The sequence below is a fragment of the Vagococcus sp. WN80Y genome, from assembly GCF_059621045.1.
Map to the genome: position 1 here is coordinate 32,155 of NZ_JCAQHY010000139.1, position 10,835 is coordinate 42,989.

Annotated in this window: 10 protein-coding genes; 8 read left to right on the forward strand and 2 right to left on the reverse strand. The window is 36.5% G+C overall.

What is annotated here, in order from left to right; translation table 11 throughout:
- Window positions 1-136: 136 nt before the first annotated feature.
- The 3 genes from AC5KOD_RS08235 to AC5KOD_RS08245 all read left to right on the forward strand — a co-directional run bounded on the left by AC5KOD_RS08235 (window position 137) and on the right by AC5KOD_RS08245 (window position 3,884).
- Window positions 137-1,522 (forward strand): WxL protein host-binding domain-containing protein, encoded by a 1,386-nt coding sequence (locus AC5KOD_RS08235; protein WP_496914069.1) that lies wholly within the window; start codon window positions 137-139, stop codon window positions 1,520-1,522.
- A gap of 214 nt (window positions 1,523-1,736) precedes the next feature.
- Window positions 1,737-2,303: a hypothetical protein gene (locus AC5KOD_RS08240; protein WP_496914070.1), complete on the forward strand. Its 567-nt coding sequence runs from the start codon at window positions 1,737-1,739 to the stop codon at window positions 2,301-2,303.
- 12 nt (window positions 2,304-2,315) lie between these two features.
- Window positions 2,316-3,884, forward strand: coding sequence for a leucine-rich repeat protein (locus AC5KOD_RS08245; protein WP_496914071.1), 1,569 nt, complete (start codon window positions 2,316-2,318; stop codon window positions 3,882-3,884).
- Between the two features lie 182 nt (window positions 3,885-4,066).
- Here the strand turns inward: AC5KOD_RS08245 and AC5KOD_RS08250 are convergent, their stop codons facing one another.
- Together AC5KOD_RS08250 and AC5KOD_RS08255 are read right to left on the reverse strand one after the other, a co-directional pair.
- Window positions 4,067-4,873, reverse strand: a complete 807-nt coding sequence (locus AC5KOD_RS08250) for a YusW family protein (protein WP_496914072.1) — start codon at window positions 4,871-4,873, stop codon at window positions 4,067-4,069.
- Between the two features lie 471 nt (window positions 4,874-5,344).
- On the reverse strand, window positions 5,345-6,103 hold the full coding sequence (locus AC5KOD_RS08255; protein WP_496914073.1) for a DeoR/GlpR family DNA-binding transcription regulator: 759 nt from the start codon (window positions 6,101-6,103) through the stop codon (window positions 5,345-5,347).
- Between the two features lie 166 nt (window positions 6,104-6,269).
- On the opposite strand from AC5KOD_RS08255, the gene AC5KOD_RS08260 reads away from it, so the two are divergent.
- From AC5KOD_RS08260 to AC5KOD_RS08280, 5 genes are read left to right on the forward strand one after another with little or no spacing between them, the layout of a single operon-like run.
- A complete protein-coding gene (locus tag AC5KOD_RS08260) occupies window positions 6,270-6,725 on the forward strand; it encodes an RpiB/LacA/LacB family sugar-phosphate isomerase (protein WP_496914074.1) in 456 nt (151 codons plus the stop codon).
- Window positions 6,726-6,727: 2 nt separating this feature from the next.
- Window positions 6,728-7,372, forward strand: coding sequence for a fructose-6-phosphate aldolase (gene fsa / locus AC5KOD_RS08265; protein WP_496914075.1), 645 nt, complete (start codon window positions 6,728-6,730; stop codon window positions 7,370-7,372).
- 13 nt (window positions 7,373-7,385) lie between these two features.
- Window positions 7,386-8,387: a 4-hydroxythreonine-4-phosphate dehydrogenase PdxA gene (pdxA, locus tag AC5KOD_RS08270; RefSeq protein ID WP_496914076.1), complete on the forward strand. Its 1,002-nt coding sequence runs from the start codon at window positions 7,386-7,388 to the stop codon at window positions 8,385-8,387.
- A gap of 11 nt (window positions 8,388-8,398) precedes the next feature.
- Window positions 8,399-9,736, forward strand: coding sequence for a four-carbon acid sugar kinase family protein (locus AC5KOD_RS08275; protein ID WP_496914077.1), 1,338 nt, complete (start codon window positions 8,399-8,401; stop codon window positions 9,734-9,736).
- A 19-nt stretch (window positions 9,737-9,755) separates the two neighbouring features.
- Entirely contained in the window at window positions 9,756-10,721 is a 966-nt protein-coding gene (locus tag AC5KOD_RS08280) for a 2-keto-3-deoxygluconate permease (protein WP_496914078.1), read from the forward strand.
- Window positions 10,722-10,835: the final 114 nt, after the last annotated feature.

Here is a 10,835-nt window from a genome sequence, read left to right on the forward strand (position 1 = left end):
AAAGTAGCAATGGTCACCTTGGAAGTAGATGGAAAGAATCTAGCGATGCTAGTTATGCTTAGATAATTTGAAACAAAGAGGAATTAACATTGTTGGGGTTTTATTTAATATGAAAGGAAGGATGTGTTAGTCCAAAGTGAATGATGTTTTGTCAGAGGATAAGATTATTTTTAGCCGAAAGGAAGGGATAAAAAGGAAAAAGAGGTGGGCATTATTTTTAGTTATCTTGTTAAGTGTAATTGCCCCATTGAAAGTTTTGGCTGAAAATGAGGACAAGCAAACATTTTTTGTTGTGCCGATGTTACCAACAAATCAGAAATTAGATGTAACGGATTTTTTTGATATCAAGTTAGGACCCAATAAAAAGCAGGTATTAGAGATAGAAGTACATAATGAAAGCATTGAACCGAAAACGTTTGTAGCGATTGTTGAAAATTCAATTACGAATGATAATGGTGTGATTGAATATCAGCATGAAACAAAAGAATATGACCCAACGTTAAAACATAAATTGACGGACCTCGCTAAAAGTGATGGAGCAGTTGAGGTCAAAGGTCGGGATGTAGCTACGCTCAAGGTTCAGTTGGAGATGCCTAGTGATGAGTTTGATGGGATCATACTTGGTGGGATTCGGGTTTATGAGCAAAGGTCAGATGAGACTAAAAGTAATGGCGCTATTACCAACGTTTTTTCTTATGTTTTACCCGTTAAAATTAGACAAACTGAAATCGATATTGTAAACAAATTGAATTTTCAAGGTGTTAGTATTGGGCAACAAGCATTTGAAAATGTTGTCAAAGCAAAACTGCAAAATCCCCAACCAGAGATTTTGAGGGGATTAGTTATCGAGGCAAACATTTTTAGAGCAAAGGAAAAAACGGCAGTTTATAAAGAAACTAAAAAGAACATGAAGCTGGCACCGAACTCGAATTTTGCTTATTCCATTTCATTGGGTAAAAATGAGTTTAAAGCAGGACGTTATAGGTTAGAATTGACTGCTAAAGCTAAAGATTTAAACAAGAAGTGGGTTGAAGAATTTGAGATCACTAAAAAAGAAGCAAAAGAATTAAATGACTCAATGGTCTTCAAAAAAGGGAGCAACTGGAGATTGTATCTCATTATCGGCCTCGTATTGCTTATCTTTAGTATAGTCTGCTATCTGTTTTATCGTCAAAGAAAGCAAAAAAAAGTTAAGCGTAGTAGAAAAAAAAAGAAAATAAATAAAATGAATCTGCTTGTTTTATTACTCTATTTAGGAGTAACAGCACCAGTCTTAGTCAATGCGGAAATAACAGAGGATTCAGACGTTAGTACAGCAACCATTAAACTCATGCTGCCAACGACAAGTGAATCAACAGATCACACATATGAAAGTAAAAAAGAGCATAATAAAGCGGTAGATCGTAAGGAATTACCTAAAACAGGGGAGAACAACACGTGTTTATTCTCATATATAGGAAGCATAGTATTAGCAAGTACTTGTATCGTGTTATATAGAAAACAAAAAGGTACAGCCTATTGAAAAACACAGGATGACCAGTGATTTTTTAGGCGATGGTTAGAGCATTTTTACGTCAATTCTATTTTAGTTTTGTGTTGAGTGGTAGCTTAAGCTATCCAAAGAGGCTATTGAAGGAAATGCTAATCCACAGTAATTATCTTAAGTAAAAAGTGACTCAGGTTTATGTGGGAATAACCCATAAATATATAAGTATAGGAAGGAAAGAGAAATGAACATGAAAATCAAAAAAAGTTTAAGCGTATTATTTGTTGCAACAATGGGAGTAACACTTGGAGGGACTGGAACTGTTTATGCGGATACGGATAGCGGTAATTCAAATGCGTCTGTCGTAATACTAGAAGATAGTACACCACCTGCTGGCAGTATTAAGTTTAGAGACATTACAACAAACGCTAGAATTATTTTCGCTGATACAACACTAACAGGTGCAGAGCAAACAGTGAGTGAAAAGGCTGAAACAAGTGCGAAAATTATTTTGGATGATACGCGCAAAAAACCGGATGCAGGTAAAACAGGAGCTTATGATGTTAGTGTAAAGGATGTAACAGAAGCGACAGAACCTAAGCCTTTTTTAGCAAATAACTTGGTTCTTTCTCTAAATATTGATAGCTCATCTGTAACAATCAGTGACATAGATAGACTAGTTTTTAGTGGCCAATATGAAGATGGCGTGAATGAAAAAGAAGTCGTTTTAAATCCAACTCTAAAAATTCCGATGGGGCTTGACGTAGCTGGAGATTATCGTGCGACCCTACAATGGACACTAACACCTGAGGTTTAAAGGAGCAGTAGAATGAAGAAAAAAAAGCTGATTTTATTTAGTAGTTTGTGTTTAACAGGGATAGTATTGATGGTTCAACCTATTCATGTTTCAGCTAAAGTTGCTGGAAAAAGTCTAGTGAATGAAGGTAAAAAAACTCATTTGAGGGAGACTGTTACTTTTTTTGCTGATAATTTTGAATATGCAGTTATTCAAGATGAGAATAAAGCTGATTCAACGAAGGTAATGCTACAGAGTTATGTGCTAAATAGTTTATCTGAGGTAGTCGAGATTCCAGAAAAAGTCACAGATACGACTACTGGAAAAGAGTACATTGTAACAGAGATTGACTCTAAAGCATTAGCTTATGATCAACAATCTAATGAGGCTGGTGAAATTGATAACGTTAGAAAAATAATCTTACCTGATACGATTGTTAGAATTGAGAGGAGAGCCTTTCAAGGCCGTTCTCTGCTAGAGACTATTTATTTAGGGAAGAATTTAGAATTTATGTCAGGTGCGGTATTTGAGGGAACAGCTTCCTTAAAATCCGTTAATTTACCTAATACATTAAAAGTTATGGGAAACTTGGTTTTTCAGGACTCTGGGATAGAATCAGTCGTTTTTCCAGAGACTATGATGGGTGATAGCGTTGAGTTTATAAATACATTTTCAGGGGCTAAAAATTTATCTTCTGTGACTTTACCAAAGAATTTAGACAGAATTTCATACATGGCATTTGACGGCACAACTGCATTGACAACCCTTGATATTCCTGACAATGTTTCAACCATTGAGGCTAGAGCGTTTGCTAGAAGTGGGTTAACCAGCGTTCGGCTACCCAAAGGAATAACCAGTAGTAATACAGTTGCTGGTAGCGGTAATGGCTTAGATGAAGAGGCTTTTTATACAGACACTATTGAAAAAATTATTTTTACGTCTCCTATTAGTGGTGATTTCAAGTTAAGCAATGGAAGAGAGTTTAAAGTTTTCAAAGAGCCAATCAAGGAAGGGTATACTTTTGATGGTTGGCAAGGAGATAACGGTGTAGTGTATCAGCATGATGAACTGACCCCAAAAGTGGCTAATATGGGAAATATCACTGTTACTGCCAGATGGAAAGCAAATTCATCTAATGCAGATACAGATACTGGCTTAGCAGATGCTAATATTAGATTGTTAGAAAAGCAGCCGACTGGCGCAGTTAGCTTCGGAAATATCACGACCGATGCCAAGATGAGCTTTGCAGATGTGACATTAAATGGCTTAGAACAGCATCCAGCAGAAACGACTAATGCGAAAGTTATTGTAACTGATACTCGTTCAAATAAAGCTAAGGGGTGGGAGGTCACAGCTAAGTATATTGATCCAAACTTTGTTACTAATGGCTTAAATTTGATATTAAATCCAATATCGGCTGATACAGATGATTTAAAGGCAGCTCCACTCTCTCAAAGTGAGCAACTATTTTTTACTAATGGTGGGGCCGAGAAGGAAAGATATGATATTCAATTAAAACCAGAATTAACGATTCCGGCCAAGTTTACAGAGACTGGTGAGCAAAAGACAGAGATTCAGTGGACGTTGACGCGAGAGGTATAAAGTTGTTGAATTAGTAACAACTGATTTACCATTAGTTGATTATATTTAATTAGAGTTCAAATAATAACAGCATCTATAACTTGGAATTATATCCAATTTATAGATGCTGTGCTGTCGTTTTTTAACGCTCGTTTAGCGAACTTGTATCGTGAGCTCTTTTCTATTTGCGATAATGTTACTGCCTATTTTAGTTTGAATTTAACTTGTGTATTATCGTTAAATTGACCTTGGTATTGGAATTGTTTATAGCTTGTGCCACGGCCTAACTTGTTCAAAATGTGTGAAGTGATCGTTTTTTCGTTAGCATTTTTTAAATCTAAACCAGCGATGATACCTTCAATCTTGGTTTCAGCAGCGCTACCTTGTAATTGAACTTTATTTGATTTGTCTTGATATTGTGCTTTAACAGTCCCATTAGAATTTACTTGGTATTGTAATTGGATCTGTTGACCAGTTTTATATGTTACTTGGATTTCTAATTTTTTCAAATCAGATTTTGCAGCAGGGATCTCAATTTCAGGTGTTTCAGTTTCAGGAATCTCAACTTCAGGAATCTCAACTTCAGGTGTTTCAGTTTCTGGTACATAGTATGATTGTAAACCAAATTCTGCTTTGACATAGCCTTTTGTAATTAAGATAACTTTAAGGTGTAAATCTTTTTGATACGTCATTTTTTGTAATAAATTTACTGATTTGTAATAGTTTCTACCGAAATCTCTTGCGATTACAGTTGCTTCTGATGAACTATAACCAGCGGCTTCCCATGTACTTGTTTTAACCAATTCATTGTAAACAGACGATACATTTGAACTAGTTAATGATAAGCCTGTGTACTCTAAGATATCTGCTTTATTAAATAAAGTGATTGTCTTATTGTAATTTGATTCTACCACAGTTGCAGCCTCTGCTGTGCTTGGCACCATCGCTAAACTGGCTGAACATAAACTAATTGCTAAACCTGCAACCATCATACTTTTAAAAATTTTCATAAAAAAACCTCCTGTTTTCAATTAACTAATGTTTTATAAACAATAGTTAATTAATATACTACTGTTTATAAAACAGTAAGTAAATATATATGAGTGATTTCTCATAATGTTTATTTATATTAATAATTTGAAGTGTTGATTTTTTTAATGTCACCCAAATTCTTCATCATATTTCATATACTTTTTTACATGGGGACTTCTATGAGAGAACTACTCGTCAAATTAAGTTAGATGAGATATCTTTACTTACATAATTCTAAACTAATTGGAGGACTGAGTACAAAAGTTGCTTAGTTCTATCACACTAACCACTTTTCGAAATAGTCTCTCAAAATATATTCAATAAAGGATAGTATTACAAAAAAATGATATGAGAAAACTCAAGGATATAGAGAACAAAAACTAGTATTTTTTTAAGACACCTCTGTTTGTCTTCATTTTATGAAGTCAACGAGGTGTCTTTAAGTTTATCTATTTAATCATTTTAAGGCGATGACTATACTGTTGATAGACTTCTGGGCTGATTTTTTTATCAGTGATTATCGCATTAATATCAGAAAGATTCCCAAATTTAATGATTGAATTTTTATTAAATTTAGTATGATCAATTAAAGCGATGGTTTTTAATGAGGAGCGAATAAGCTCATTTTTTAAATTTGCTTCGTGCAAACTGAAATCAGATAACCCTTCGTCAATAGAAATCGCATAGCTAGAGGTGAAAAATGTTTTAATGTTAAAGGTTTGAATCAAATCACTTGCTAAATTGCCTTCTACAGCATTTGATTTTGCTTTAACAATCCCGCCAATAATAATGACTGTTAAATTATTAGCTTCTTTTAAAAGGTTGGCGGTGCGTAAGCCACTGGTTAAAACAGTCACCTTTTTTTCACTGACAAAAAGAAGTTTTGCTAATTCGTAGCAAGTGGAGCTTGCATCCAGACAGATACAATCCTCATCTTCAATTAAGGAAATAGCTTTTAATGCTATTTCTTTTTTTTCGTTTATATGTTGTAATTTTCGTTCGTCGTACTCTGAGTCCTTTAGATGATAATCTAATTCTTTCTTTTTTGCACCACCATGGGTTCTTAAGATGAGGCCTTGTTCATTCAGGTCATTCAGGTCTGCTCGAATAGTTGGCTTTGAGACCTCGAATAGCTCAGCCAAATCGGAAACATCAACATGATTTTGTCGATCAATAATGGTCAATATTTCTTCCTGTCTATTTTTCATATTACTCATTTCCTTTCGTCTATCAGTATAGCGCACTCTTGAACGAAAATCAAAAGAAAGTGAAAACGAAAATTTCGAAAAGAAAAAACTTTCGAATGTCGATAATTGGTTGAGTAAATAAAAAATTTAAGTTAGGATGGGCTTATAAATGAAAGGGGAGATGTTTATGAAAATCGGCATTGGTTCTGATAGCAATGGGTATGAATTGAAGACCCTCTTAAAAGAGTACTTAAAGCAGCAAACAATTGAAATAATTGATTATGGTGTTAATAGTGACGGACAAACAGACTATCCTAAAATTGCAGAAAGTGTAGCAAATGACGTTGTTGCTAATAAGTTGGATCGAGGAATTTTAATATGTGGAACAGGGATAGGGATGGCGATTTCGGCTAATAAGGTTAAGGGAATCAGAGCGGCGCAAACCCATGATGTTTATTCGGCGGAACGAGCACAATTGAGTAATAATGCACAGATTATTACCATTGGCTCTTTAGTAGTTGGACCAGAGCTAGCTAAAAAGATTGTTGAAGCATTTGTTACAAATACTTTTACCTTGGATGAACGAGGTAAAAGCTCAGCAAAAAAAATTGAGCAGATTATTGCGATGGAAAGTAGAGGATAAACATGAAATTTTTTGTTGATTCGGCAGATGTCAAGAGTATCAAAGTAATTGATGAAATGGGATTAGTCGATGGTGTTACGACCAATCCTTCGATAATCGCTAAGGAAGGAAAAGAGTTTGAGGCAACGATTAAAGAAATTTGTCAGATAACTCAGGGGCCTGTGAGTGCGGAAGTTATCGGAACTAAAGCAGATCAAATGGTTGAAGAGGCTTATATGCTTTCAAAGTGGGCCGACAATGTTGTGGTAAAAATACCCATGACTGCTGAGGGATTAAAAGCGGTTTCGCAATTATCTAAGTCGGGAATTAAAACGAATGTCACGCTCATTTTTAGTGTTACACAAGCGTTGACGGCGATGAAAGCAGGGGCAACATTTATAAGCCCATTCTTAGGTCGTTTAGAGGATATTGGGACTGATAGCTTTAGCCTAATTAGGGCTTGCCACTCAATTATTGATACGTATGGGTATCAAACGGAAATTATTGGAGCTAGTATTCGTTCACTGAAACATGTAGAGGATTTAGCTTTATCTGGTTGTGATATTGCGACTGTTCCGCCGAGTCTCTTTAGTGACATGGTGAAGCATCCCTTAACGGATAAAGGAATTGAGCAATTTGAAAAAGACTGGGCACAGTACACAAAATAAAGGAGACTATAACATGAAAAAACCTATTGTAGCAATAACTATTGGAGATCCAGCAGGAATTGGACCTGAGACGTGTGTGGAAACACTCTCTCAGGAAGAAGTTTACGGCAAAATGAATCCGCTTTTAATTGGGGCAGAAGGAACAATTAAGCGTGCCATGAGGCTAAAAAATTCAACATTTAATTTGAACGTTATTACGGATGTTAAAGAGGCTATTTTTACATTTGGAACGATTGATTTACTTGTTACGGGTGACTACGATTGTGAAAGTATTGAGTACGGCAAGGTTCAAAAGCTTGCGGGCCAAATGTCGGTTGATTTTGTTTTAAAGGCAATCGAACTTGGCAATGAGGGTATAGTTGATGTTGTGGGAACGGCGCCAATTCATAAAGAAGCGATTAAATTAGTCGGGATTAAAGAAGAAGGTCATACCGAGATTTTTGAAAATAATACCGAATCTGAATTTGGTTTAACCATGTTCCATGTTAGAAATTTAAGAGTCTTTTTCTTAAGTCGACATATGTCTCTTCGTAATGCATGTGATCATGTTACTAAAGAACGGTGTGTGGATTATTTAGGGAAAATCAATCAAATTTTTGAATCTATTGGCTTTGCTCATCCCAAGATTGCGTTAGCTGCGCTGAATCCTCATGCCTCAGATAATGGTTTATTTGGTAATGAGGAAGAATTGGAGTTGATTCCCGCTGTTAAAGAAGCTCAAGCAATTGGTTTAAATGTGGTAGGACCAGTTCCAGCAGATTCCGTTTTTCACCTTGCCTTACAAGGACACTATGATGCGATCCTGTCGTTATACCACGATCAAGGACATATCGCGTGTAAAACTCTTGATTTTGAAAGAGCCATTACCATTACGTGGGGGTTACCGTTTATGAGATCATCGGTTGATCATGGTACGGCTTTCGATATTGCAGGAAAAGGAAGTGCTAATTATATTAGCTTACTTGAATCCGTGATGGTAGCAGCAGATTATTGGAGCATGAAAAATAGTCAATAGGAGGAATTTAGATGAACAAGGTAGGGATTATTGCTGATGATTTAACTGGAGCGACAACGGTTGGCGTTTTACTTGCTCGTAATAATATAAGAACGGCAGCCTTTTTCGATGATTTCGATAAAGCAGATGTAGAAAATATAGACGCTATCGTGTTAAGCAGCGATAGTCGTCATTTATCTCCTGAAAATGCGAAAAAAAGTATTCATCATCATTTACAAAAGCTGATGAATCACGGGTGTAGCATTTTCTCAAAGCGGATTGATACGACTTTACGTGGGGGAATTGGCTATGAAGTAGACGAGTTTCTGGATAATTTGCCAGCTGATACGATTGGGATTATGGTGCCATCTATGCCACAGTCAAATCGGATTTTGGTTGGAGGGTATTCGATTATTGATGGTATCGCTCTATCAAAAACAGATGTGGCTAATGATGTCAGAACGCCAATCAGAGAAACCTATGTTCCAGAAATAATTGGGAAGCAGACGCGGCATAAAATGGGGATGGTTGGTTTAGCTTCTATCCTTGGTGGGAAGGACTCGACGAAAGCAGCCTTAGAATATCAAAAGTCCTTAGGCGCCAGAATCATCATTTGTGACGCGGTATCGTTAGAAGAAATTGAGATGATTGCTGAAAGTGTTCATGAGTTACAATGGTCTGTGTTAGCTATTGACCCGGGGCCGTTTTCTATGGCTCTCTCTTTGCAAAAAGGCTTAGGTCAAAAAAAATTAGAAGATACAACTTTACCGAGTGGTGATGACATAGTGGCAGACGGAAAGGTGATAGTGGTTGCGGGAAGTGCGACTGCGGTAACGAGGGAGCAAATTAGGTACATTCAAAAATTTGATAATGTCACAAGTATTTCAATAGATGCTCAGGTAAGCGCTCAGGACAAATCTGAAAAAAGTAAGCAGAAATTAGCTGAAAATACTATTAGTGAAGCAAAAGCGGCATTAGAAAATTCAAAGATGACAGTGGCTATTTTAGAGACGGCTGTTAATTCAGGTGCCACTGATTTAGATGAATTAGATACCAAAAACAAGTTTGAAAAAGGAACGTCAGCCGATAATATTAATACAATGCTAGGTGAAACGGTCTTATCTACTTTAAAAGAGACTGAGGCGACTGTTAGTGGTTTGTATTTAACTGGTGGCGACACGATGGTTTCAGTTTTAAAATCGCTAGGAGCTGTCGGAATTGAGCTAATTGATTATGTTATTCCGCAGACTGATTTTGGAAAAGTGATTGGTGGTAATTATTCAGGGCTGTCTATTATCGGTAAAGGCGGTTTGACTGGTAAATTGGAGACGGCTGCAGTTGCTATTAATAAATTGATAGCGGAAGCTTAGATAAGAAAAGGAGAAAAAAATGAAATTTCTGAAAAAAGTTCCAGGTGGATTCATCATTGTGCCTTTATTAGCAGCGATTATGGTTAATACTTTTTTTCCAGCACTGTTAGAAATCGGTGGGCCGGCAACGGCTCTCTTGAAAAATGGAAATGCTGCTATGATGGGGTTATTTCTAATTGTTTGTGGTTCAGCTATTAACTTTAAAGAAGCTGGACTTCCGCTTTATAAAGGATCGGTCTTACTGATATTAAAATTTGCTGTCGGTGCTGGTATTGGATACGTGGTTGGAAGTGTCTTCGGCCCTGCTGGGGTGTTAGGCTTAACTCCCTTTGTTCTGATTGCAACATTAACTAGTTCGAATAGCTCGCTATACATAGCGATGTCATCGGAATATGGAAATGCTAGTGATACTGGAGCTATTTCTATCTTTTCAATTAAAGATGGCCCTTTTATTACGATGGTGGCAATGGGGATGACGGGGTTAGCTGATATTCCTTGGCAACAAATTGTCGCGATGATTATTCCGTTGCTGGTTGGTGCTTTGTGGGGAAATTTAGATGGAGAGTTTAAAGAGTTATGCGGCAAGGCTCAGCCCTTAGTGATTATTTTCATGTCATTTGCAATAGGTGCCAATACAAGTGTTGGAACTATCTTGCAAGCGGGTTTTTCTGGTGTTCTATTAGGATTTATTTCCCTAGCAATCGGCGTCCTGTACTTCTTCTTATATAATGTCTTTCTAAAGAAGAAAACAGCTCTTGGGGTACTACTGGGGACGGTGGCAGCTAACTCGGCCTTAACACCAGGAATAGTTGCGGAGGCAGATCCCTCGTTACTTCCCTATGTTGAAATGGCAACCGCACAGGCTGCAACCGCGAGTATTATCACCTTACTACTTGCTCCGATTATGCTCACTTTTTTTGATACTTATGTGAAGAAAAGATACGGTCCAGAAAAACTAAATGAGCAACCGAACTTTAGACAATAAGCCAGCTATAAAAAGGTCAAGTAAAAACTGAACTATTTTAAAATTGTTTGTTGTGATTTTTAATGCAACATAAATAAACCTAGAGAAGAATACAAATTTTTTCTAGGTATCTGT

Coding starts and splice junctions, on each gene's coding strand:
- AC5KOD_RS08240 (WP_496914070.1), top strand. CDS start 1,737: ATGAAAATCAAAAAAAGTTTAAGCGTATTATTTGTTGCAACAATGGGA.
- AC5KOD_RS08245 (WP_496914071.1), top strand. CDS start 2,316: ATGAAGAAAAAAAAGCTGATTTTATTTAGTAGTTTGTGTTTAACAGGG.
- AC5KOD_RS08250 (WP_496914072.1), bottom strand. CDS start 4,873: ATGAAAATTTTTAAAAGTATGATGGTTGCAGGTTTAGCAATTAGTTTA.
- AC5KOD_RS08255 (WP_496914073.1), bottom strand. CDS start 6,103: ATGAAAAATAGACAGGAAGAAATATTGACCATTATTGATCGACAAAAT.
- AC5KOD_RS08260 (WP_496914074.1), top strand. CDS start 6,270: ATGAAAATCGGCATTGGTTCTGATAGCAATGGGTATGAATTGAAGACC.
- fsa (WP_496914075.1), top strand. CDS start 6,728: ATGAAATTTTTTGTTGATTCGGCAGATGTCAAGAGTATCAAAGTAATT.
- pdxA (WP_496914076.1), top strand. CDS start 7,386: ATGAAAAAACCTATTGTAGCAATAACTATTGGAGATCCAGCAGGAATT.
- AC5KOD_RS08275 (WP_496914077.1), top strand. CDS start 8,399: ATGAACAAGGTAGGGATTATTGCTGATGATTTAACTGGAGCGACAACG.
- AC5KOD_RS08280 (WP_496914078.1), top strand. CDS start 9,756: ATGAAATTTCTGAAAAAAGTTCCAGGTGGATTCATCATTGTGCCTTTA.